This window comes from Paenibacillus sp. FSL W7-1287 (assembly GCF_038004245.1).
GTDB lineage: Bacteria > Bacillota > Bacilli > Paenibacillales > Paenibacillaceae > Pristimantibacillus > Pristimantibacillus camelliae.
Window position 1 is genome coordinate 2,874,612 of the sequence record NZ_JBBORD010000001.1, and the last position, 24,230, is coordinate 2,898,841.

Below are 24,230 nucleotides of genomic sequence, written 5' to 3' on the forward strand. Positions count from 1 at the left end.
ATCTGCAGTGCAGACAAAGGGACGATGCTTACCGTGTTACCACCCAATTTGCATAGTATGTCACTATGCCACTCTGAGCGAGATATCGTTCGCTTCTTCCGCTTGGCATTACCCAAGTACTCCAGAGTGTAATTCACAGTCTTTGCATGTATCAGGTTCCATCAACCCCTGACTTTCTATAACAGAGACAAAGCTGCTACTGCGCTCTTTCACAGTATGAATTATTTAGATTACAGACAGTATAGCTGAATCTCAAAAATGTTGTCAACTATTAACCGAAAAATGTTCAGTTAGCGTTTATGTCGATACTCCGTTGGCGTAATGCCTTGACAGCTTTTGAACAATTTATTAAAGTAGCTCGGATTATCATAGCCAAGCTGCTCGCATATTGCCGTGACAGATAGTGTCGTCTGATCAAGAAGCTCCTTAGCTCGCTTCATTTTAGTTCGGATGACATATTCAATAAAGGTTTCTCCTGTTTCTTTCTTAAATAATCTACTGAAATAACTGGCATTGAGATGCAAGTACTCCGCGATATCTTCCAGACCAATACGCTGATCCATATGAGCCTCTACAAATTGATATGCATCCATCACTTCCTTACGCTGTGATCTTGCTTGTTCCTCCTCGACATTCAGCATAAGCTCCATATGCTCTAACAGCCATTTGTGGATTTCTGTAAGCGAACCGAGCTCGTTAACCTCCTGGTGCAAATACTCTACCGTTTGAGCAGCTCGGAAATACGTTCTTGAATGCTGCTTTAAGCGAATATCTAATACGAGCTTTAACAGCCAGTCTTTAACGTTTTCCGGCTCATAACGCTCCGCTGCGATGTGATCGATCCACCATTGAATCAGCTGTAGCAATTGCCGATGATCACGCTTTATTATACATTCTGAAAACTGCTGACATGCTTTATCATAAACGGCAAAGATATCGTTAGGTTGAGTGGTCAGTGATCGCAGCGAGGCGATTGATGCTGGCTGCATATAAAAGTGACAATATCGGTCTTCCATTAGCTGGTTCAAGGACTGCTTGAGTCCAGTCGTATTCAGATCACATAGACTGCCTATTACAAAGTTTATCGACAGCTTAAGCGAGCCTTTTATTGCTTGCTGCAGCTGTAACAAACAATTTCGAAGCAGATCATACGCATTAACCTTCAAGCAAGATGAGCAGCTATATAGCAATACCCATTCATTTTGTCGACTCGGTATTAATAGTAGTTCGTTCGCGTAAGAGGTGACCTGCAACGCTTCCTCCAGCACATTCGTTACCGCAAAGCTAAGAGAATGCTCAGAATGGAAGCGTTGCTTTGCCGTGCGGTAATCAACCAGTCTGCCAATGGCAGCAATTACACCTTGTTTATCGTCTAATGCCAATCCTAATGCGTTTAACTCACGTTTCCACTCATCTGCATTCCAGTAAGGCTGCTGCACTGCTGACTGCAGCCATTTTGTTTTAAGTGCGTCCCGCGAACGATTAATGAGCAATCTCATTTGCTTCTGCTCATCATGATAACGTTTTTCTTCAGCTAAGCTATAAGCAAAGCGCTGCATAATCCGCTGTAAATCGTCAGGGTCTAGTGTATCCTTCACAATATAATCCTGCACTTGCAGCTGCATCGCTTCTCTGGCGTAATGAAACTCACTGTGGCAAGATAGAATAACGACCTTGAGCTCTCTTCGCTCCCCCTTCAGCTCACGAATCAGCTCAAGTCCATTCATCTTAGGCATACCTATATCCGTCACTAATATATCAGGCATAGACTGCTGTGCAGCATTCCATGCATCGTATCCATTCTCATAAATGCCAGCCAGCTGAAGGCCAAGCTCTTCCCAAGCAATCATCTCCGATAGCAGCTCTAATACAGGATAATCGTCATCTACCAGCATGACACTGTACATCTATGCTTCATCCTCTCTGTATGGAATCAACATTGTAACGGTCGTGCCCTCTGCGGCGCTGCTGTCAATGCGAAATTCAAACTGCTCCGCAAAAAGTATCGATAAACGCTCGTAAACGTTTGCAAGTCCTAAGCTAGATAGGCCTTTCCCTTTATCTTCCTCACTAGGTGGTTCTGCTTGAGCAAGTCTTGAACGTAAGGCTGACAACGAATCCTCATCAATTCCGTGGCCATTATCCTGAATGAAAACTTTTACGAAGTGATGCTCAACGTTCGCGATAAGCGTGATCGTGCCTGCTCTTTGCTGTAAACCATGAATCATTGCATTCTCGATAACAGGCTGTAGCAAGAAACGCGGTACTCTAGCCATCATCGCTTCAGATGACACCTCAAGCTTCAGCTCTACCTTTTCCTTCTGACGCATATTCATCAGCTTCATATAATCGAGAATTGTTACAATTTCCTCATGCAATGTAATCATTTCATCCTTACGATCAATGGTCATTCGTAGTAAGCGCGATAAAGACGAGAGCATCTCTGCGCTTTCCTTATCTCCCTTATACAGCACCTTCATACGTATTGAGTTCAGTACATTGAATAAAAAGTGAGGATTGATCTGTGCCTGTAGCATCGCTAATTCGGCTTTTCTCTTGCGCATCTGTTCAGCTGTAATTTCCGTAATCATTTGCTTAATCCGATCTAGCATCTGATCGATGGAGTTGCCTAGGCGGCCAATCTCATCGCGTCCTCGAATATTAGATCGCACTTCTAGATTACCTCGCTCTACGATACGGGCTACTCTGCCTAGCCTAACTAAAGGCCTCGTAAACGTACGAATTAAGCCAATTAATAGAAGGAGAAAGATAATAAATACAATCACTTGAAGTAAAAAAACCGTCTTAAAATTACGATTAATTTCTCCAATTGCTGTTTCATATGGAATAAGAGACACAAGTCTCCACCCTGCGACCTCTGTATTAGTCTGAGTGACTAATACATCCTTTTGCGCTAGCTGGATAATGGTCGATTCTGCTCCAATATGCTCCAAATAATCTAGGCGCTCACCTAGTCTTTGTTGATCGATATGAGATATGATGGAATGCTGCTCATCAACTAGCATAACCTCTACCTCTGCATTGGTCTGCTCGAACATGCGATGAATATAATTTTCCGTTACCGTAACGACAACATAAGCATAAATCCTCATATTTGCGCTGCGTAATGTTCTTGCTACTGACAGCTGCGAGCGCTGCTTCGTCCGTTCGAATAGATAAGGAGAGGGATGAGTCTTTACCCAATAAAGCTCTGATCCCTTCAAATGCTCTAGCTGCTTAAACCATTCCTGCTGAAAAAGCAGCTTAGGATCATATTCTTCTACCGGATAATTCGTAAAATATCTTCCATTGGGCAGCAGTATCGTGACATACGCCTTTTCTCCAATCATCGAAATATTATCTATTTTATTCGTCACCGTATAGCGATCAGCAAATTCTCGATATTCCGCATTTTCCCCACTATACTGTTTCCCAGCTGCCTGTTCCTTCAAGATCGTATTCATCTCTGGATCAACGAGTATATAGTTAGATATGTAGAGCATATAACGGAATACATTCGATAAATTGCTATTAATAAGCTGGAGCTGATCCTCTGCACTGGAAGAAACCTGCTGTCGCACCGTTTCTCGCGTAAGCGCATTCGATACGATTAACGTAATAAGGGTAGGAATAAGTAAACAGGCAATAGAAGCCGCAATTAATTTATAACGAAACGCTCCATCCGTTATCCATTGCATCCACTTCCCTTGCATGAACACTCCCCCTTCTACAATAAAAGAGGCGGATGAGCCGCCTCTTAAGGAACATAGTAATCCATTTATTGATTGTTGTCGATAATATTTTGCACTTCTGTAATCATATTCTGCAGCGTCGTATCTAGATCCTGCGAGCCTAGAATCATAAGCTCATATTCCTCATTGATTGCTTTATAAACTTCTGCCTGATACGTTACCGGCGGAATGATCTTTCCTGACTTGGATATCGACAATACATGGATAAGTGATTCTTTATCTACCTTCTCAGGGCTTAACGTGACGCTCAGTATATTATCAATAATCGTACCGAGCTGATCATCTGAGATTTGCTTCCAAGATGGAATATTCAAGCCATATTTACTTAGACCTTCTGTCGTATACCAGCGAATAAATTGATAAGCTTCCTTCTTATGCTTCGATTGTTCAGCTACAGCCATAAAATCAGTCGTCACCATCGTGTAGCCAATCTCATCAGCTGCATTGTTTTTTGGAATAGGGGCAATTGCTACTTGGTGATTAAGTGGGTTCTGCTCCGTACCACCAAGCTCACTGTTCATCCAGCTTCCGATCATAACCATACTTGCTGATTGATTGAAGAACTGTGTGCGATAATGCAATTTTTGCGACAGCATATCTGCATATGGTGTTGAAGAGCCATCTTCTCTTTCCATCTGTACACGCAGCTCTAATGTGCGCTTAAACATCGGATCATCCAAATTCGAGCTGCCATCTCCCTTAAGAAAATCAGTATTATCCGCTCGATTAGCAAGTGCTAAACGCATATATTCCATCCAGCCGCCATTTTGTGGACCGTGGAAATACGTCCCATAACGTTTAGCTGCTCCTTCACCCGTGGTAAGCTGCTTCGCATATTGTGCAAATTCATCCCAGGTCCAATCGGTAGGAACATCTAGTCCAGCTTCATCAAGATGATCCTTGTTAAGCATGACATACCATGGATTAAATTTACCTGGCAGTGCATAGTAGCTGCCATTCATCACTGTATCTACTTTATATTCATCCGTAACGGTATAGCCTTCCTCTGAGATAAAGGAATCAATGGAAGCAACCATTCCTAGTCCAACACGCTGTGCATACGATGCTGGATCACTAAACATTAAAATATCAAGCTGTTCACCCGAAGCAGCTGCTAGGTCTAGCTTCTGCGTTGCTTCCTGTGTGTCACCCTTTTCGCTTAATAGGATGAGGTCGATGCTGATATGTGGAAAAGCCTCCTCAAAAGCAGCTATCGTCTCTTCCCAGTTATATTGAGCCTCGGTACCATGTGTATGAAACTTTAACGTTACCTCCTCCTGCTGCTCCTCAGTAGCTGCAGGCTCAGGACTTGTCTCTGTAGTTGTAGCCGGCGTCTGTTCAGAATTGTTATTGTTTGTCTGATTATTGTTAGTCTGTTTATTATTTGCACTAGAGCAACCTGCCAGCAAACTAGCAATGAGTATAAGAACCATCAATAAACTAAACTTTCCTTGTTTCATCTTAACCCTCCTTGTAAACGCTTTAATATCATTACAGCTTCATTTTATCAATGATGCCCTGCAACTCGATTCATGTAAATTGACTTTTTGTAGCACTATTTTTACTTCTTGCTGCGCCAGCACTATCCTTTTATACCACCAAGAGCAATACCTTCAAGCACTCTTTTTTGTCCAATAACAAACAGAATAAGCAAAGGTACAATAGCCGAAACTGCGGCAGCCATAATTAGAGAATAGAACTCGCCATTAATCGAGGTGAACTTTTGCATCGCAAGTTGGATCGGATAAAGCGCATCTGTACGCAAGAAGATGAAGGGATTCTGGTAATCATTCCATGTCCATATAAATCGAAGAATGGCATAGGTTGCGACAGCCGGTGTAATGAGCGGCAATGCAATTTTAGCGAATATCCGAAAATGTCCCGCTCCATCGATTTTGGCAGATTCAATATAGTCATTAGGCAGTCCCATGAAAAATTGACGCAGCATAAACGTTCCTAATACACTAAAGCCGTTCAGTAGAATGAGCCCAAGATGACTATCAAAAAGACCGATCATACGATACAGAATAAACTGCGGAACGAGTATCGCCTGCTGCGGCACCATAAAGGTTGCTAGCACGATAAAAAACAGCCATTTGCTCGCCTTAAAATTAATTTTAGAAAAACCATAGGCAGCAAGTGCAGATACTGTGCATGACAATATGGTTGTCGCTACACTTACCTTAATCGAATTCCAATAGTATTTATAGAATGGATGCTTCCCGAACCATACCTCCTCGTAGTTACGAAAGCCAATCCACTCTGATGGAATCCATTGAATAGGATACGTAAACACCTCACCCTCTAGCTTAAAGGATGCAGACAGCATCCAAGCAAAGGGAAGAAGAAATAGAATACCAACTACAGCCATCAACACTGTAATGATTCCTTTAAGTGCGACTTCTTTTTTTCTCATTAGTAGTTCACCCACTTTTTCTGACCAATCCACTGGATAATCGTAATGAGCAAAATACAGCCAAAGAGCACTAACGCCATCGAAGAGGCATAGCCGACCTCTAAGCTTACAAAAGCCGATTCATAAATGCTCCATACCATTACATTCGTCGAGCCTGCAGGTCCGCCCTGCGTCAAAACGGCGATGAGATCAAATACTTTGAATGTGTAAATAATGCCGGTAATGAGTAGAAAAAAGGTTGTTGGTGATAGCAATGGAATGGTGATCCGTGTAAGTCGGTACCAACCGCCTGCACCATCAATCTCAGCTGCCTCGTACAAATCCTTCGGGATCGACTGTAGTCCAGCCAAATAAACAATCATATTAAAGCCAATCGATATCCATACCGAAATCATCATAACGGAAATAAGTGCATATTGCGGATCAGCAATCCACTTCGGCGGGTCATCGATGCCTAACGTCATAAGAAACTGATTAACTGGACCTACAGATGGGTGAAATAAAACACGCCATACGGTTGCTACTGCAACAACACTTGAAATATACGGCAAGAAATAGATTACCTTAAACCACGATTTTGCGTAAACATAGCGGTTAATGATGATAGCTAAAAACAGCGAAATAATCATATATGCGGGGACAGTAAACAAAAACAGGAAATTGTTCTTCAGGGCACGAATAAACTTTTTGTCCTCCACCAGTCTCTCAAAATTATCTATGCCGATCCACTTAATTCCTTTAATTCCACTGATCATATTCCATTCGGTAAAGCTAATATAGAAAGCTGCTAATATCGGTAGCAAAACCATACAGCTGACGCCCAAAAGCATCGGCGTTACAAATATGAAGCCTGCGATTGTCTCTTTCGTCTGCATCGAGCTTCGTCGTCGCTTCACCTTTACTTGTTGGCTATTGTCCATTTAACCACCTCGCTTGGCACTTGATGCTACCATTGTACAAAATATACTTTTGCTTGCTGTAACGCTATTTTGATCGAAATGAAACTATTTTGACTTTTATCAGGTTGAATAAAAAAAGAAGAGGCTGGGACAAAACTAGCTTCTCATAAACGCAAAAGGATGAAATCGATTCAGATTTCATCCTTTTGCGTATTTACTTGTTATTTCGAGGTGAAAACTTACGTCCTCACCGCATATTTTCGTAAGTTTACAGCCATTAATGCTAAACCGATGTCATGTTCAGCTTTAGATTTCCCTCGAAGCATAAAGCGAGTGAAACCTAAATTAGCCTTCAAGAAGGCAAAAACTGGCTCTACGTCAATTTTTCGTTGGCGGTAGAGCTTGTTTGTTTTGTCTTCTGAAAGCTTCTCTCTCACATAGGCTTTTTGCTGCTCCCATGTTTCATTGATCATGAGCGTACGATTCGCTTCTTGCGCCTTGGTGCAGGTAGAACGGAATGGACAACCGGTACAATCCTCGCACTCATACAACTTGAATTGACGTGTAAAGCCCGATCGATCTCTTCGTGTCACCTTGCGTTGAAACCATAGTTTCTTTTCATTCGGGCATAGATAGACATCTTGCTCTGCATCGTACTCCCAGTTACTCGTTTGGAAAGGGTCTGTCTTGAATCTTCTTTTTTGCTCGTTCAAGTAATGAGCATACGTGAGCAGAGGTGTACGGTTGATCTTCGTTAAAATATGATCATAATTTTGTTCACTGCCATAGCCTGCATCCGCAACAATATGTTGAGGTAATTCAAAGTATTCTTCTTCAATGGTATGTAGGAATGGAATCAACGTTTTTGTATCGGTTGGGTTAGGGAAAATGCCATAGGCCAACGTGTATTGCCCTTCGGTTGCAATTTGGACGTTGTAACCAGGCTTGAGTTGTCCGTTTTTCATGTAGTCGTCTTTCATACGCATGAAGGTGGCATCATGATCTGTTTTAGAATAGCTGTTGCGTGCACCTAAAATGTCTAGATCCTTTTCATATTTTTGTTTGCGTCCAATCCATTCTCGAACCTGCTTGACCATTTGCTTAGGTGTTTTGCGTTGACGGCGTAGCTGCTTACGCTCAGCGACGTCCTCTGTATGAGCAATAGCTTGTGTATAGTCCTCTACAACTTCCTCGAGTTTTTCTGCGATTTCATGCAGTTGTTCATTGGAAAGCTGCCCATCCTGTTCACTTGCTATTTCAGGAATAATTTTGTTGTTTAGCAATTCGTTGTAGAGCTGATTCGATTGTTCAATGAGTCTACGGTGATGCTTTTCGATGGCTTTTTTCCAGACGAATGTAAACTTATTCGCATTGGCTTCGATCTTTGTACCGTCAATAAAAATAGCCTCCTGATCAATGAGCCTTTCTTCAACTAATTGACAACGAAACTGAATAAAACATTGACGGATAAGAGTTTTCATTTCAGGATGAATACGAAAACGATTAATGGTGCGGTAGCTAGGCTCATATCCTTGGGCTAACCACATCATACGAATGCTGTCCTTCGTTAATGCTTCGATTTTTCGACCTGAAAAAGCAGACTGAGTATAGCCGCATAAAATAAGTTTGAGCATCATACGTGGATGATAAGCTGGACAACCTGAATGACGAAGAAATGAAGCAAAGGCTTCATCTGGAATAGTTTCTACAAGATGATGGATATGAAACGCAATGTCGTTTTCTTGTAATTTAACTTCTAAATCTAGAGGCAAAACTAATTGATTCATGTTATAATCTTTAAACATAAGGAACACCTTTCCTGTTGGATTTGTTTTGTGGTGATTCAATTTTAACAGATGGTGTTCTTTTTGTATTTAAAAAAATTAAAGCCGTTGAAATTTTACTCGTCGTAAAATTTCAACGGCTTTCTTTGTTTGTTAGGGCTGGGTTTTGTCCCAGCCTCTAGGCTTGCAAGGTTGAATCTGTGCAAATCGTATGAACGTTAAAAGAATCACATCCAATATAAAAGTAAAATGGCTATTTACCAGAACAGCTCTGTGTGGCCATTTAGTTGTGCAATAGCCTCAGCAAAATAATAATCACCATAGATGAGCGGAACATCGACATTACGCTGCTCTGGAAAATGACTCGTACCGTGCAGCAGCAAGCCCTCCTCCGCTTCAAGATCCCATGTTCCATAATGCTTATAGAGTGAGTAGATGATTTTTTCAGCTGAATTGCGGTAAAGTGCCTGCTCTTCCACACTGACCATACGAGAGAGGAGCAGTAAGCCTGAAGCCGCGCATGCAGCTGCTGAAGAATCTCTCGGGTTAGCGATCTGCTCTGGCAGACGGAAGTCCCAATGTGGTACATAATCGTCTGGAAGATTAGCGATAAAGAAATGAGCGACGCGCTTGGCTGCATCGAGATATTGGTCATCCTTCATATATTGATAAGCAAGGGTTAGTCCATAGAGCGCCCATGCCGTTCCTCTGGACCAGGCAGAATTTGGCGCATAGCCTTGACCGCCAATGACCTCAAGCTGCTCGCCCGTGCTAGGATCAAAACGAACGATATGATTAACCGAGCCGTCCGGTCTAATAAAATGCTGCAGTACCATATTCGCATGTGCTTCTGCGATATGCTTGTATCTCGGATCACAGCTTTCCTGTGTTGCCCAAAACAATAGTGGTAGATTCATCATGCAGTCGATTATGGCTAGACCAGAGTTATCCTCTCCAGGACTCCATGGATTCCAAGCTCGTATATAGTTTCCCTTATTATTAAATCTTGCGCTTAATAGATTGGCAGCAAGCAACCCTTTTCGTTTTGCCGATGCTTCACCTAATAGCTTATAGCGAGCAACACTCGTCAACGTCCACATAAATCCGATATCATGATCAAGACGTTCATAATCTAAAATGACTTGATCGAGCTGTGATTCGCACGATTGTGCATAGCTGCGCAGTCGATCATCCTTCGTATCGCGATAAATCAGCCATAAGAGCCCTGGCCAAAAGCCTGCAGTCCACCACGAGGCAGGCTCCAATTGATAGACTCCCGCTACACTTGCATGTGGAAAGCGATCTTGAATTCTTTCACTCGTTTTCTCTACCTTCTTAACAATCTTCTCCCAAGCTTCAGCTTGCCATGCTTTCTGGTTCATAATCCACACTCCTTTAATATGCTATTGAAATGTTGAATCTGATTCTCGCCGTAATTCAAATGTAAACGTAAGCGTCTTACTTGTTAGAGATGCCGTTGGCAGAAAATCTAACCGGTATAACACTGTCGGCTTGCCGAAATGATCGATATATTCAAAGGCTTCGGTCTCATAAGCTAGCTCAGCTGAATCAAAGCTAATGATAACGCTTGCAGATTGGTGTGAAATGATAAGTTGATTAGGATTAAGTGTCTCAGGCTTATGAGCTACAATAAAACGCTCGATCACCGACATGGATTGGGAATTAGATAGAAATTCATCATGCAGGACAAGCCTTCCTCGCGTTTTCTCCCATTGAAATTTACGGGTGAAGCCTGATAAATGCTTGCTTGCATACGCCTCTCTTAAATCTAGCGTCATCGAATCGACATCATCGCTCGTCTCGCATTGCAGTAGCACTGCTCGGCTGTGTGAGCCCGGCTGTTGCAGCTCCCCATCAATGATTGGCACGGAGTGGCCTGCTGAGCTAGCACATATATACTCATAACGCTTCTCACCAAAATAATCTCGTGTATACAAACCGCTGCCTGCATCAACAAGCAGTGAGTGACCGTCTACTGCTAATATAAAATGACCCAGATCATTATGATTATGTGGCTCTGCATTATGTCCGCCTTTAGCTGCAAAAGCGAAGCTGCTACCAGCTCGTTCTGCTCTAGATACAAGCCATTGTGCTTGCTTCATTATATAGGTTTCATTACGCCAAGGAGCACCGTTATCTTCCATCGTCCATAGCAAATTCCTCACTGCAGGTGCCCAGCGTCCACAGTGATCCTCATGAAAGGATGCCGCTGCATTTTCTTCCGGTATATGTACCTCTTTATATTGTGCATGCAGATACTGTGTCAGCCCCATATATACCCCAACCTGGGGCAAGGAATCTGAAAAGTTCACGACTGATTTTCCAGACAGGAAGCATTTTTGCTGAAAAAGTGCGATCTGCTTCACCTTTTCTGTAGCAAGCAGTCTCGATTGACCGTTTCGATATGCTCTCAATAAATCCATAAAATAAATAAAATAGCCAAATCCGTACTGCCAGTAAGAATAGCCTTCCTTGCAAGCTCCGTCATCGTCAAATCCATCAAGATAATGAATCATCGCCTGCTCTGAGCGCTGAAGGATAGCTTCTAGCTTTTCTTGCTCATCCTTCAAGTAATATATTGCCGCTGCACCAATTGATCCAGCACATACTGATGCCCAGTTATGCTCGGCCTTCTCCCACCAGATAGACTCTTCTGCTAGAAATGGCTCAAGTACGCGATGGAGCACCTCCTGCCTCATTCGTTGTCTAAGTGACTCTGGCAAGCGTTCACCGATGAGTTCACTAAGCTCTGCCAGCGTAAATGCTGTCTCCGCTGCAAATAAATCGATGGAGCGAGCATCGTCATAATGAGCTGGTAAGCACCATGTGAATTCCTCACATATCGCCTCAATTATGTTTTGTAAGCCTTTAACATAACGCTCCTCGCATGGTTGGATAATCACCATTAGCGCTAATGCAGTCAGTCGCTTTCTTCTAGCAAAATAGAGCTGTTCATATTGCTGCCTTGAGCCTGTTTTCTTAAACAGATCAAACGTATCCATGTCCAGTGTCGGTATCTGCTCATGAAGTAATTTTTGCGCTTCATGTTCAATTTGCTGCACCATTTCTTTGTTGAGATTGGTTCTACTTTCGGGATTAGCACGTAAGGAATGGATTCCTCTTTTTAGCAGCAATAGGCCATTCGTAAAATGGTAATTGTTCATATCCCCCACCTTCCCACTTCCAAATCGTGAAATGTCTAATGGCAACCATCATCTTGATCATATCAGTAATGAACTATGCTGACATCCTATTTTTTTGACTTGATGGTGCATTATCTTTACATCAACAAGAGCAATCAAGCAAGTGGTCGGACATGTGCACCCTAGCACTTGTTCCGACCACTTGCCTGTTTAGCGTATTGAATGATCATCATGATTGTTCATTCTGTGCTTCAAATGGTCTAGAAATGACTGTGGCTCATCCACACGTAATACAATTGCTGAAATGGTCTTACTTATGCCATAGGAGCCCTTTACGTTAATAGGTTCCTTTAGTTGAATATGAAACTGGGGAGTATCGAATCTTAGATGTGCGATGTAGAGGTCTTTTGGCTGCTTCTCACCTAAGCCTATTTCTTTAGCTTTATCAATGGATTGAATACTATGTAGGGGAATAGATATGTCACATTGAATACCTAGACGGATATGAAGTCTATCGTTATGTAATAGGTTAGGTAAATATCGAAATGAGTTACTTAAAGCGATTAGATACAGTATTGCGTAAGCATTCAGCACTAAAGCAATCCATGCAATAATGTCATTCCACATGCTTAACAAAAAGTGCAAGCCTACAGCTTCTAAAGTGATAATGATGATAAAGACAATGACGATGGGCTTAATTTGAGAATGCCTGTGGTATGTATAATAGCTGTCTTGTGGGAGCGAAGGCTTTCTAAACAGCACGCCTATCGAATAATACATGACTTTTATTTCTGTCATCACAATTTCAAGCAAAGCACCTTTACCTAATAGTGGAACTAGCGCTTCATGTAAGCTATCCATCGGTTGTGCTTCATTATTATTCCTCGCTAGCTTATAGCGTTTTATTATGAAGTATAATCGTATCGCGATATACAAAACAATAACGACCTCTAGAAGAGGTATGAGCCAGCGCAATAGCGTTTTAAGAAATTCTTTTTGCTCAACTGGCGTTATCCAATACGTACACGCGATTGACGCTATAAATATGATATAAGTGAACCCTGCCTTACCATTCTTAGGCTTAACAATCAACATATAATACAGTAATGGTAAGAGCACGATCCCCAAGACATTAAAGATGTTTACGGTCATATCATTCACTTTTAGCTGGTGAAACGATATGTACATGGAACCAAAAAACAGTGCCGACACAAATAAAAAGATCATGATCATTCTTCTGTTTACACTTCTATTAGACTGTTGATGCTGCATGATAGGATCTAGCTTGCTCATCATAACACCTCTGCATATGTTGTCAATTATGGTGTAATCCAAGCTTATTGTAACATAGATGAAACAGGTTTTTGACTTAGCTCGTCCTTATAATAGCCCAAAAGATTTTAAAGTTTTCAATCGATCAACTGTAATAAAGCCTCGCCATTCCAAGCCTACACCGGGACTAATCTCAGGCCAATTAATTGGCCATCCGCCATCCTCCATTTGCCCGTTCAACAGGTGAGACAGATGTACATCAAATTCACTCTCTGATATAAACTTCGCAGCATAGCTTTCTCTAGACGGAGCCCAATCCAGAACTTTGTGGGTATAGCCTTCGGCGTTAGGATCCCGTTCCATCGTTTCGGACTTTGATAATGCTGGGTCCAGCTTTGAGTTGATGATTATCTCTGCTCTTTGGCGATCCGGTACATGCTCCAGAAATGTAATCCATTGCACGCCATCATGATATTCTTCTGGATGCTTTTCCTCCATATAACTCCACACGAATCGAAGAGATTGTTGAAACCATTCTTCATTATAAAAGTCATTAACTGCTTGTTGCTTTAACAGAAGTCCCATCATTCGTCCTGTAGGGTTAATATTCGCGATAAGCTCCTTATGATTACTCCACCAAGGGGCATGAGGATACTCATTCAGTACGGGTAATGCGACTGGAAATCCGCCAGCCTCAACTGTAATGGATCTGAGATAGTTAACAATTCCTCGGATCATATCTTGATCATAGCATCCGATCTCATCCATTATGAGAAGGGCGACCTCTGTTGCAATCGGTTGGCTTTGCGGACAACGAATATCGGGCTCAAGTGCGTTTCCAAACCCTCCATCTGGATTCTGATAAGCTGCAAGCGCAGATATGACAGCTTCCTTACTACCTCCTTCAAAAAAATATTCAAAGCGTCGTCTATCCAACAATCTAGCGTTCTTATACATAAATGTTTTCGCTTTATACATAATCTTGATATCCATAACATCACCTCATAATAAATTTTACGTTCTGTACGCTAGATCGCTGTATTTTTGGTTTCAATCATATGATGATGCTGAAATGCTCTTAAAGCATCCATTGTCCAGATACTTTTCCATGCTACGGCTGACTCTTCATTCGCATGCCAATTCAATACAAAATGACCATCCTCAGCTTGCGTATCAATTTCGTTTTCTAAGCTTCGGATGACATCATGTTGTATACGTAAAAATAACGGACTATTCGGTGAGTGAGCGAAGAAAAACGGTTTTGCACAATAGGTTGTAGCCCACTTTTCACGATTCGTTTCAATGATTTCGGGTATATTATTGGCCAACATCTCCAATATCTTTGTTTGATGGGGCTCATCAATTCTTACTGCTAGACGAAGTAAACATAGAGCATCTAAAAAATAATATTCATCGTCTGAATCTTTGAAAGCAACCATACAACTTATAGCTTTTTCAGTGACATGGGTGAGAAAATCAACTGGGACAAGTTCTCTATACTCATATAAATAACCTACCAATTCAGCGCAAGGATTATCTAACCAACCACGATTCTGTTGGTAAGGTCTCCCCTGCCAACCCTCATGCTCATGATCATAGGCAGCTATTAAATAGTTAATACCTTTCTGAACGATCTCATCGTTGATCGTTGCACCAACCTCACTAAGGTATTGAAAGGCCATACTTGTATCCATTACATTCGTAATGACAGCATGTCCTTCTCCCAAATTCCTAAAGCCCCCATCTTCACCCTGATAATTTTTCAGTGCGTTTATAACATGACCTGAAGAACCATGTTCAAAATAGTAGCGGAATAATTGCTGCTCTATATCTCTACCGTGACTCATCAAGTAATCTCTTGCCCGCAGGAATTGCTCTAATGATAGCTTTTTCTTCACTTCAAGCCTCCTTTGAAGTAACAACTTTTTACATTAGTTGTATTCGATAGCAGGTGGTCATTTCCTTTTACTATCTGTATGATAAGAAAATGACTAGACATATATGCCTAGCCATCCCAACGTGTCAATTCAATTGGCTCAATTACCTCGTTAAAATAGTTATGCTCGATAATCTTTCAAAAACTGTACCGCAATACGAATGTCTTCCTCAGGATTTTCTCCTACTTCACGCTCAATCGTTAGATAGCCTTTATAGCCGATATCTACTAGTGCTTGTAAATAAGCATCCCAATTAACTGAGCCTTGACCAAGCGGCACCTCACGGAATGCTGTTCCTTGAGCAAGTAATTCGGCAATTTTCTCCTCATCCACTGAATAGCCGAATTGGCCGTATACATCACGAGGATCAATATGTGCAAGCTTAACGCCATCCTTTGCATGCGTATGTACAATGTAGTCCTTAAGTGTATAAACACCTTGCACAGGGTCATCCCCAGTAACCATAACAAAGTTAGCTGGGTCATAATTGACAGCTACACCTTTCGATGACAAACCATCCAAAAAGCTTTTCAAGTCTGCTGCTCGCTCTGGACCAGTCTCAATTGCAAAATATGCCCCCATGCGATGTGCATAATCACTTAATTCCTCACATGCTTCATGCATTGCAGCATACATAATGCTTTCTTTGTCATGCGGGACAATACCAATATGCGTAGTTACAACATTGGTCCCCATCTCTAATGCCAAATCAAGAATTCGCTTTGATTTTTCAACTTTTTGTTTGTTTTGACTGCGGTCTTGGAAACCATGCCCTCCCAAATCCCCTACTAATGCAGAAATTTCGAGACCTAACGAAGCTATATAGTCCTTCCATTCTTTACGAGCACTTGCTGATAAATTTTCTGGACTCCATTCACCTTTAACAGCGTAGATTTGTACACCATCAGCACCGACCTGCTTCGCTTTAATGAGTCCTTCCTTAACGCCTACGCCAAAGCTATCAACAATAACGCCAATTTTATTCGTTAACTTGGTTTCCAACCTATTCATCCTCCTTAGGTCATACAATATTAGTCAAGCAGCTGCCACGCTTTTTTCAAATATTCAAAACCTAGCCTAGTACCCTTAATGCATTCTTCCATGCCTTCAAATTCTAGCGAAATATAATCATCGTACTGACTGTCTTTTACAAGTTGAAGCACCTTCATCATCTCAATGTCACCTTGACCAAGAATAGATCCACGAAGCCACTGACCAGAAGCCGATTGAAACCAACCCTCGCTAACGATGTGCGTGGCAGGACGAATATAAAAATCTTTGACATGAACCATCGAAGCAAGTTCAATAGAGCTTCCCACCGCACTCACTGGATTTTCATCAACACATAAAAAGTTCCCGATATCAACGGTCATTTTAAAGTTATGACGATTAACCTCCTCAACAATTTTCCGAACGCGCTCGCTATGCTGCACATAAAAACCATGGTTTTCAATACTTGCCGTAATATGATATTGCTCTGCATATTCAGAAATTTGTGTTGCTGCAGTAACGAATGCAGGAAGCTCCTTTATAAAATGCTCATAGGAGACATCTTTAGAAAATCCAATGTCATGCCTCATCTTACGAATACCAAGCTCGGCACAAACATCAACCTCAGACTTAACTCTCTCAATCTCTTGCTGAAAAGCAGTCGCAGATAGATCTGAAAAATTAGCTTGAATCGCATAATTAGACAGCTCAAGCCCTGTTTGCTGAGCACTGTGTTTAATAATCGGAATCAACTCGGGCTGATCCACTAGATTGTACCCTAGCGGAACAATTTCGACATGCTCTGCTCCAAGCTCGGCAACCGTCTCGATAACTCCTGCGATGGTAAGCTGACCTGATTTAAAAGCTTGATGCAAGCTATATGTGCTAATGCCAAATTTCATATTGCTTCACCTCCGATGGAATGGTTACACCATAATCTCTCTACCTTTAATAGATGATTCATACAATGCATCAAGCACCTTTGTCGTAGTCATAATATGATCGATATTCGCTCGGTCCTTCTTATTCTCTGAAACTGAAACTAAAAAGGATTTTATTTCTTCTTCAAACATATTTTCCTTTATAAACTTTGCTTCCGTTTCAAGCAACATGCCATTTTTTGTACTGAAAATTTTGAAATCTCCACCATATTGCAGTTTAATGCCTGCTTTTGATCCTAAAAATTCAATAAACATTGCATTTTCGCCAATATTTTGTGCCCAAGCTCCATTCAAGCTGATCGTAGGCCCAGTTGTACGAATAAGACCTGTAATAAAATCGTCCACGTTGAAAATCCCTTCTCGGTTCGGAGGACCAGCCCACATGCTTGTATACGTATAGTCTTGAATTTGTGCACCAAGCTCGCCATAAGTTGCACCAGAAACAGTTCTAGCTTTCGTATGCTCGCCTAACACGTAGAAAATTAAATCCAGGAAATGCACGCCCCAGTCGATAAGCACGCCGCCACCTGATTTGGCTTTAATCGTAAAAGGACCGCCTAAGCCAGGAATGGATCGATGCGATCTAAATGAACAGTATACATGATACACATTGCCAAGCTCTCCGTTATCAATGATCGCTTTGATTTTATTCACTGCTGTATTGTAGCGATTGACTACTCCAATATTTAGAATGCGATTCGTTTCATCGGCTACCTGCTTCATTTCAAGCACTTCATCATAATTCATGCCCGCTGGCTTCTCGCACAGTACATGCTTGCCCGCTCTCATTGCTGCAATAGAAATAGGGGCATGTGTTGTATTTGGCGTACATACTGAAATCGCATCGATATCAGGATCAGCCAAAACAGCCTGCAAGTCATTGGTTGCATTGGCTACACCGAATTCCTTAGCCGCATCCTCAGCTCGTTCAACAATATCATCCACCAAGTATTTAATCTCTGCCATTCCGCTGTTTATGTAAGCGGGAATATGCTGACCGCGAGAAATCGTACCGCAACCAATGACAGCCACTTTAAGTTTTTTCATCATGATCCCTTCCTTATCCGTTCATGTTATAGATTTATATTGTTGTTCGGCCTTTTCAATAAACGAAACAACTTCTAGCATTTCGTCATAAGAAATCGGTGATGTTTTATGAGTAAAAAACAACATAACCTCTTCTAGTAAACTAGCATAGTAGGGTATCTGGTGCGCTTGATCGCTTAACGAGATGAAAACTTCTTGATTTTCGGTATGTACAATTACTTCGAATGGCTGTGTTGTATCGTGAGCGCAAACAATTTCACCAATCATTTCATTACTCCATATACCAGTAATAACATCCGAATGCTCGTTAATCGCAACAGCAATATCGATACATCCAGCGCCTAATATCGCATAAAGCACTTCCACTCCATGAATGACATACCAGTAATACCTCGATTGTGTCGGTTCAATGATTAACGGACATTTGACCGTTACTTTTCTGATCTGCTGCTTATCGATGCTGCTTAATTGCTCATTCAGTGCATGCGAATAGCGCAAAGCGGAGCTGCTCATTACGGGTACGTTATGAAGTTTGGATAATTGGATGATTTCATTTGCTGCTTCAACCCCTATTGCTAACGGCTTATCAATAAAAATCGGCTTATTCCATACTACTAGTTGTTTAAATAACTCTAGATGCTTTCGCCCGTCAGCTGCTTCAAGCATGAATGCATCACAATACTTGCCAATATCAGTCATCTGAGCAAAAGGGATACCAAAATCATTGAATAGCTGTGAGCTAAATCGCTCTTCACGAGAATAGCTTAACTGAAAATCTGCTGACCAGGTGCGTACAACGTGCGTAATTTTCCCACCTGCTACATGAAAGGGATGCGCCTGATCATTAATTATTCGTGCAAAGGCAACGGTATGCGATGAATCTGTTCCAATCATTCCGATTTTTAGTGACATGTGCAACAACCTTCCTTATCTTATCATTCACGTATATTGACTGAAGGACGAATGACCTGCTATGTACCCAGCCGTTGCTTAACAATTTGTGCAAGCACAACAGCACCGATCGGTAAGCAAGACTCATCAAGTGTAAATCTCGGATGATGCAAGCCATATGCTTCATGTGCACGCTGCATGGGACCAGAGCCTAACCAAAAAAAACATCCTGGGATCTTCTCCAAATATAGCGAAAAATCTTCGCCTGCCAACGTAGGCGCCGCTTCTATTCTATGCTCGGAGCCAATTACGTTATCTATCGCTTCATTTACAACAAAAGCAGACTGCTCATCGTTAACTAATACAGGGACTTGCTCTGTATAGGTCAGTTTTGCGCTGCAGCGATAGCTGTCGGCAGTATTTTTCAAAATGCGCTCAATACGCGTCTGCATCGTTCTTTGAATGAGCGGATTAAAGGTTCGAACGGTTCCACTAAGCGTTGCATATTGCGGAATAACGTTATTCGCATCACCAGCCTTTATGCTGCCGATGGTAATGACTGCAGGATCGAACGGACTTAATTCACGACTAACAATGCTTTGCAATGCCATCACTATGGCAGAAGCACATAGAATCGGATCTACTCCTTCATTAGGAATCGCTCCATGTGCCCCTTTTCCTTCAATGCGGATATCGATTCGATCAACAGAGCCCATCATTGAACCTGTGCAAGTAGCTAGCTTGCCAGCTGATAACGTAGGTAAATTATGCAATCCATAGATCTCTTCTACTTCATCCAGCACACCAGCCTCAATCATTGCTTTAGCACCTAGATTAAGCTCCTCCGCACCCTGAAATATAAATCGAACATGACCATTTAGCTTTTCTCGCTGCAATAATTCGGCTGCACCTAATAAAATTGCGGTATGCGCATCATGTCCACAAGCATGCATAATTCCTTTTCGGGTTGAAGCATACGGTAAATTTGTTTCTTCCTCTATAGGTAAGGCATCCATATCAGCACGTAGAGCAATCGTAGGCCCTTCAACCTCACTTCTTAGATCTGCAACGATACCGTATCCGCCCACGTTCGTTCGATAAGGAATGTTCAGCTCATCTAATTGGGATGCAATTTTTTTTGAAGTTTGTTCTTCCTCCAAACTCAATTCTGGAAACGAATGCAGCTCTCGGCGAAAAGCAATCATACGTGACGTTAGATCTTCATCAACTAATCGTTTCATTGTCATCCTCTGCCTCCGCTCTATTCCATTGTTTAGCAATGCGACGTCCGGTTGGTGTTTGGGCTAATCCGCCTTGTGCGGTTTCACGATACTGTGACGGCATCGATAACCCAACCTGAAGCATAACGCCAATCACCTCGTCAGAAGGTATAACACTCCTCACGCCTGCTAAAGCCATATCTGCCGCTGCCAATGCAGTCACCGCACCAAATCCATTGCGAACAATGCAAGGAATTTCTACTAATCCTGCAACAGGATCACAAATTAGCCCCAAACAATTTTTCAAAGCAAGTGCAACAGCATGCATTACTTGTTCTGGGGTTCCACCTCTTAATTCGGTTATCGCTCCCGCTGCCATCCCGATAGCAGATCCTACCTCTGCTTGGCAGCCGCCCTCTGCACCTGAAACGAATGAAGAGTTAGCTATGACATAGCCAATCGCTCCTGCTGTAAACAGTCCATTCACTAATTTCTCGTCACTCCAGCCGAACCGTTGCTGTGAGCTAACGAAAACTCCAGGAATAATTCCACACGAGCCTGCTGTTGGTGTAGCAATAATTCTGCCCATGGAGGCATTGACTTCAGATACAGATAATGCATATGCTAGTGCCAGGCAGGCTTCCTGATCTAAGGAGGAAACGCCGCCGCTTAAATAGTCATGCACTCGCTTTGCATCGCCACCTGTTAACCCGCTTCGCGAAGTAACCGTCTCTTCAATCCCTTTGCGAACGGCTTCCTTCATAATTTGGTAATATCCACTCATTTGCCCTTCGATGAGTTCTCTGGTTTGAGCGGATTGCTGCATTTGCTCGGTTATCATTAATTCAGCTATCGTGAGCTGCTCCGCTTCACATATGTCCTTGATCTGCTGTAACGTTTGAAATCTCACTGCTGATCACCTTCCATTAGGTCAATAGCATGCACTTCATTAATATCCGGGACTAATAAGAGGTGCTTTAGCACCTCTTTGTTTCTCCATTCATCTAGTTCAATAACCGTCAAGACATCCCCATGGCGCGATGCGCGCTCCACCTTCATATGGCTAATGTTCATATGATACTGCTGCAGTACATGTGTAATCATTGCAATCATACCAGGTCTATCGTTATGAAAGATAAGCAGTGTAGGATAATTCGCACTAAACTTTATATTGTATTGATTGATTTTTATAATCTCTATATTTCCTCCACCAATGGAGCAACCAACAACCTCATACTTTTTATCTCCAGCCTGCAGCACTAGCTTAGCCGTATTCGGATGAACGTGCGGCAATGACTGCTGCATTGGATGAAACGTTACACGCATGTCGCTTTGACGTGCTAGAGTCAATGAATCCTTAATTCGATCATCATCCGTGTGAAAATCTAACAAGCCTGCTACTAATGCTAAATTTGTTCCATGACCATGATACGTTTCCGCAAATGATCCATATAAATAAATTTCTGCGATTTCAGGTAGAGCTCCCGCCAGCTTTCGTGCAACTCTTCCGATTCTAACCGCACCCGCTGTATGAGAGCTTGATGGGCCGATCATCGAAGGGCCGATGATAGAAAATACATCTTTAAATCTCATCTTCTCCCTCCTTCTTACAGCATCGACTTATGGTGCTAACCAGACTTCAAGATTGTCTCTTACAAAATCATCATCATGCAGATGAGGATAACATTCATACATGCGATCAATTTCTTCAAATTGTCTTGGTGATAACACCTCATGCGGATTTAGGCACCATGTGCCCTGTAACAAGCCTTGACGACGCAGCACTTCATGAATTCCAGGAATGCAGCCGGCAAAATGATTTGCTGCATCAAAAAATGCCGCATTCGTATCCGTCACTTCAATGTTTCTTGACAGCCAATTGATATCAATCTGCTGTGATCGACGAGCCAACTTGATCTCCTCTAGCAGCTCTACTGCTTTTTGCGTCCAAACTGCCCAGTGTCCTAGCAGTCCACCAACCACCTGTTTCTCTACCACTTCTCCCTCTACTGTAAAACGATACGTCGTTAATAGATCATTAATGATGTTGTCGTCATTGCCAGTATATAGGGCAATCTCGTTTCTTCGGCTTGAGTAGCATACCGCACGAACTACATCAATGCTTTGGTAACGATTAAAAGGGGCCATCTTGATCGCTACAATGTTATCGATCTCAGCAAATTGTCTCCAAAACTCGTAACTAAACACTCGACCACCTACGGATGGCTGCAAATAAAAGCCGATAACAGGAACTTTGCTTGCTATGCTGCGAACCCGATCCAGATGCTCTTCCTCGGACAAGCCTTGCAACCCTCCCATACTTAGAAGAACGGTATCGTAGCCTAGATTTAATGCGATGTTTACTTCAGTAAGCGCTTGCTCCGTCGGACCACACACGCCTGCTACTTTAAGAAATGGACGATCCAGCTTAGCACGCTCGATTTCTTCAGCCGCTAATCGCAATACTGGCTCATATAGCTGATGCTCAGGGTCACGAATTTCAAATTGAGTGGAATGAACGCCGACCGCAACCCCACCTGCACCTGATGCCATATAATAGCGAGTTAATGCTCGCTGATGCCGCTCATCTAATTTGCGATCTTCTGTAAGTGCTAAGGGATGAGCTGGAATAACAAGCCCTTCGTGCAGAGCTTCAAGCAACGATTGCTCAAGTTTCATTAGAATTTACCTCCACGCTCTTGAAAATGTGTAGGCTTGTTCCACGTTTTCCCTCCGCTTTGAACCCACTCCGCTGTCCAGTCAATCATCTGCAGGAGGCTTACACGAGGATAACCAAACAGTTGATGCGACTTGGATGCATTGTTCAAAAGGGCAACGTCTGCTTCAGAATTCTCAAAGATGGCTGGTTTATTAAGTCGGCTAGCAAACTGCTGAGCTGCCCAGCGAATCGACATCGTTTCAGGACCTGTAATGTTCATAATGGTCGGAGGTGAGCTGCAATGGTTCAAGCAACGCAGCGCCATTGCATTGGCATCTCCCTGCCAGATCACATTAGCAAAACCCGTTGTTAGATCAATCGCTCTTCCTTCATTTACAGCTTTTGCAAGCTCTAGCAGCACTCCGTAGCGCATATCAATCGCATAATTAAGTCGATACATCGTCATCGGCGTTCCGTTTTTGTGAGAATGATGTTCAAAAATCCTTTCGCGGCCAAGCGTTGATTGTGCATATTCACCGACGGGCTGAACCTCGACTGTTTCATCAGCTCCGCCGCTGTTTACGGGCATAAAAGGATAAATATTGCCCGATGAAAATACAACGATGCGGGAATCCTTATACTTTTCTGCAACGCGACCTGGCAAATAAGCATTCATCGCCCACGTAAAATGCTCGCGACCTGTTGTACCGAATTTATTGCCCGCCATATAGATAACATTTTCACATTGAGGCAATGCCTGTAGTGCAGCATCATCTAATAGATCACAGGAAATGGTCTGTACCCCTAAATCCTCCAGCTCTTGGCGAGCCTCAGTGTCTGAAAATCTTGAAACACCAATTACTTTTTTATTTAAGCCACCTTCAGAAATGGCATTCATTGCTAGTGCAGCTAAGGTTGGTCCCATTTTACCCCCAACACCTAGAAGTGTAATATCTCCATCAATTTTCTCTAAATCCTGAACTAGTTCCTCTGTAGGTGTAGTTAATTCAGTAAGTAACTGCTCATACGTATTCATTATGCAAACTCCTTTCATATTCTGGAATTAACTTCATTGTAATCAGCCATATGATTAAAAGACAGGACGACTAATTGTCTTTAAGTCCGCTGCTTTTCACGACCTTACCAGGAGTAATGGCTTCCATGAAAGAATAAAAAAAGAGACCACTAACTATTAGCTAATGGTCTCTCAATACGAGCATAAAGATAGACTAGCAATGGCTTATGCCTGATATTGATC

General features: G+C 42.3%; 20 protein-coding genes and 1 other annotated feature. All 20 genes read right to left on the reverse strand.

Annotated elements, in window-relative coordinates; genetic code table 11:
• Positions 1-14: 14 nt before the first annotated feature.
• Positions 15-222: a binding site (T-box leader), on the reverse strand.
• Positions 223-290: 68 nt separating this feature from the next.
• Entirely contained in the window at positions 291-1,907 is a 1,617-nt protein-coding gene (locus NSQ99_RS13150) for a helix-turn-helix domain-containing protein (RefSeq protein WP_251665709.1), read from the reverse strand.
• Positions 1,908-3,713, reverse strand: a complete 1,806-nt coding sequence (locus NSQ99_RS13155) for a cache domain-containing sensor histidine kinase (RefSeq protein ID WP_251665710.1) — start codon at positions 3,711-3,713, stop codon at positions 1,908-1,910.
• A 65-nt stretch (positions 3,714-3,778) separates the two neighbouring features.
• Positions 3,779-5,212: an extracellular solute-binding protein gene (locus NSQ99_RS13160; RefSeq protein ID WP_340837094.1), complete on the reverse strand. Its 1,434-nt coding sequence runs from the start codon at positions 5,210-5,212 to the stop codon at positions 3,779-3,781.
• 122 nt (positions 5,213-5,334) lie between these two features.
• Positions 5,335-6,168 (reverse strand): carbohydrate ABC transporter permease, encoded by an 834-nt coding sequence (locus tag NSQ99_RS13165; RefSeq protein WP_340837096.1) that lies wholly within the window; start codon positions 6,166-6,168, stop codon positions 5,335-5,337.
• Complete coding sequence (locus NSQ99_RS13170; protein ID WP_251665713.1) at positions 6,168-7,088, reverse strand: carbohydrate ABC transporter permease; 921 nt, start codon at positions 7,086-7,088, stop codon at positions 6,168-6,170. The genes NSQ99_RS13165 and NSQ99_RS13170 overlap by 1 nt, the downstream gene beginning before the upstream one ends.
• Positions 7,089-7,306: 218 nt before the next feature.
• Positions 7,307-8,872 (reverse strand): IS1182 family transposase, encoded by a 1,566-nt coding sequence (locus tag NSQ99_RS13175; RefSeq protein WP_340835000.1) that lies wholly within the window; start codon positions 8,870-8,872, stop codon positions 7,307-7,309.
• A gap of 236 nt (positions 8,873-9,108) precedes the next feature.
• Positions 9,109-10,233, reverse strand: coding sequence for a glycoside hydrolase family 88 protein (locus NSQ99_RS13180; protein ID WP_340837100.1), 1,125 nt, complete (start codon positions 10,231-10,233; stop codon positions 9,109-9,111).
• Between the two features lie 21 nt (positions 10,234-10,254).
• Positions 10,255-12,036: a heparinase II/III domain-containing protein gene (locus tag NSQ99_RS13185; RefSeq protein WP_340837102.1), complete on the reverse strand. Its 1,782-nt coding sequence runs from the start codon at positions 12,034-12,036 to the stop codon at positions 10,255-10,257.
• Positions 12,037-12,225: 189 nt separating this feature from the next.
• Entirely contained in the window at positions 12,226-13,287 is a 1,062-nt protein-coding gene (locus NSQ99_RS13190) for a hypothetical protein (protein WP_340837103.1), read from the reverse strand.
• Positions 13,288-13,395: 108 nt separating this feature from the next.
• On the reverse strand, positions 13,396-14,280 hold the full coding sequence (locus NSQ99_RS13195; RefSeq protein WP_340837105.1) for a hypothetical protein: 885 nt from the start codon (positions 14,278-14,280) through the stop codon (positions 13,396-13,398).
• Between the two features lie 35 nt (positions 14,281-14,315).
• The gene (locus tag NSQ99_RS13200; protein ID WP_340837107.1) at positions 14,316-15,185 is read right to left on the reverse strand and encodes a hypothetical protein; all 870 of its coding nucleotides are present in this window, start codon (positions 15,183-15,185) and stop codon (positions 14,316-14,318) included.
• A 159-nt stretch (positions 15,186-15,344) separates the two neighbouring features.
• Positions 15,345-16,226, reverse strand: a complete 882-nt coding sequence (locus NSQ99_RS13205) for a sugar phosphate isomerase/epimerase family protein (protein ID WP_340837109.1) — start codon at positions 16,224-16,226, stop codon at positions 15,345-15,347.
• Between the two features lie 29 nt (positions 16,227-16,255).
• Positions 16,256-17,116: a sugar phosphate isomerase/epimerase family protein gene (locus tag NSQ99_RS13210; RefSeq protein WP_340837110.1), complete on the reverse strand. Its 861-nt coding sequence runs from the start codon at positions 17,114-17,116 to the stop codon at positions 16,256-16,258.
• 24 nt (positions 17,117-17,140) lie between these two features.
• Entirely contained in the window at positions 17,141-18,205 is a 1,065-nt protein-coding gene (locus tag NSQ99_RS13215; RefSeq protein WP_340837112.1) for a Gfo/Idh/MocA family protein, read from the reverse strand.
• A gap of 18 nt (positions 18,206-18,223) precedes the next feature.
• Complete coding sequence (locus NSQ99_RS13220; RefSeq protein ID WP_340837114.1) at positions 18,224-19,114, reverse strand: Gfo/Idh/MocA family oxidoreductase; 891 nt, start codon at positions 19,112-19,114, stop codon at positions 18,224-18,226.
• Positions 19,115-19,173: 59 nt separating this feature from the next.
• The gene (locus tag NSQ99_RS13225) at positions 19,174-20,340 is read right to left on the reverse strand and encodes a M20 metallopeptidase family protein (protein WP_340837115.1); all 1,167 of its coding nucleotides are present in this window, start codon (positions 20,338-20,340) and stop codon (positions 19,174-19,176) included.
• A complete protein-coding gene (sdaAA, locus tag NSQ99_RS13230; RefSeq protein ID WP_340837117.1) occupies positions 20,318-21,223 on the reverse strand; it encodes an L-serine ammonia-lyase, iron-sulfur-dependent, subunit alpha in 906 nt (301 codons plus the stop codon). Before sdaAA ends, NSQ99_RS13225 begins: the two co-directional genes overlap by 23 nt.
• Positions 21,220-21,906, reverse strand: a complete 687-nt coding sequence (sdaAB, locus tag NSQ99_RS13235) for an L-serine ammonia-lyase, iron-sulfur-dependent subunit beta (RefSeq protein WP_340837118.1) — start codon at positions 21,904-21,906, stop codon at positions 21,220-21,222. Before sdaAB ends, sdaAA begins: the two co-directional genes overlap by 4 nt.
• Positions 21,907-21,933: 27 nt before the next feature.
• Positions 21,934-22,992, reverse strand: coding sequence for a dihydrodipicolinate synthase family protein (locus NSQ99_RS13240; protein ID WP_340837121.1), 1,059 nt, complete (start codon positions 22,990-22,992; stop codon positions 21,934-21,936).
• Positions 22,992-24,008, reverse strand: a complete 1,017-nt coding sequence (locus NSQ99_RS13245; RefSeq protein ID WP_340837122.1) for an NAD-dependent epimerase/dehydratase family protein — start codon at positions 24,006-24,008, stop codon at positions 22,992-22,994. The genes NSQ99_RS13240 and NSQ99_RS13245 overlap by 1 nt, the downstream gene beginning before the upstream one ends.
• Between the last annotated feature and the right edge of the window lie 222 nt (positions 24,009-24,230).

Excerpts from the sequence above, each read along its gene's own strand:
- NSQ99_RS13150 (WP_251665709.1), bottom strand. The coding sequence starts at position 1,907 with ATGTACAGTGTCATGCTGGTAGATGACGATTATCCTGTATTAGAGCTG.
- NSQ99_RS13155 (WP_251665710.1), bottom strand. The coding sequence starts at position 3,713 with ATGCAAGGGAAGTGGATGCAATGGATAACGGATGGAGCGTTTCGTTAT.
- NSQ99_RS13160 (WP_340837094.1), bottom strand. The coding sequence starts at position 5,212 with ATGAAACAAGGAAAGTTTAGTTTATTGATGGTTCTTATACTCATTGCT.
- NSQ99_RS13165 (WP_340837096.1), bottom strand. The coding sequence starts at position 6,168 with ATGAGAAAAAAAGAAGTCGCACTTAAAGGAATCATTACAGTGTTGATG.
- NSQ99_RS13170 (WP_251665713.1), bottom strand. The coding sequence starts at position 7,088 with ATGGACAATAGCCAACAAGTAAAGGTGAAGCGACGACGAAGCTCGATG.
- NSQ99_RS13175 (WP_340835000.1), bottom strand. The coding sequence starts at position 8,872 with ATGTTTAAAGATTATAACATGAATCAATTAGTTTTGCCTCTAGATTTA.
- NSQ99_RS13180 (WP_340837100.1), bottom strand. The coding sequence starts at position 10,233 with ATGAACCAGAAAGCATGGCAAGCTGAAGCTTGGGAGAAGATTGTTAAG.
- NSQ99_RS13185 (WP_340837102.1), bottom strand. The coding sequence starts at position 12,036 with ATGAACAATTACCATTTTACGAATGGCCTATTGCTGCTAAAAAGAGGA.
- NSQ99_RS13190 (WP_340837103.1), bottom strand. The coding sequence starts at position 13,287 with ATGCAGCATCAACAGTCTAATAGAAGTGTAAACAGAAGAATGATCATG.
- NSQ99_RS13195 (WP_340837105.1), bottom strand. The coding sequence starts at position 14,280 with ATGGATATCAAGATTATGTATAAAGCGAAAACATTTATGTATAAGAAC.
- NSQ99_RS13210 (WP_340837110.1), bottom strand. The coding sequence starts at position 17,116 with ATGAAATTTGGCATTAGCACATATAGCTTGCATCAAGCTTTTAAATCA.
- NSQ99_RS13215 (WP_340837112.1), bottom strand. The coding sequence starts at position 18,205 with ATGATGAAAAAACTTAAAGTGGCTGTCATTGGTTGCGGTACGATTTCT.
- NSQ99_RS13220 (WP_340837114.1), bottom strand. The coding sequence starts at position 19,114 with ATGTCACTAAAAATCGGAATGATTGGAACAGATTCATCGCATACCGTT.
- NSQ99_RS13225 (WP_340837115.1), bottom strand. The coding sequence starts at position 20,340 with ATGACAATGAAACGATTAGTTGATGAAGATCTAACGTCACGTATGATT.
- sdaAB (WP_340837118.1), bottom strand. The coding sequence starts at position 21,906 with ATGAGATTTAAAGATGTATTTTCTATCATCGGCCCTTCGATGATCGGC.
- NSQ99_RS13240 (WP_340837121.1), bottom strand. The coding sequence starts at position 22,992 with ATGAAACTTGAGCAATCGTTGCTTGAAGCTCTGCACGAAGGGCTTGTT.
- NSQ99_RS13245 (WP_340837122.1), bottom strand. The coding sequence starts at position 24,008 with ATGAATACGTATGAGCAGTTACTTACTGAATTAACTACACCTACAGAG.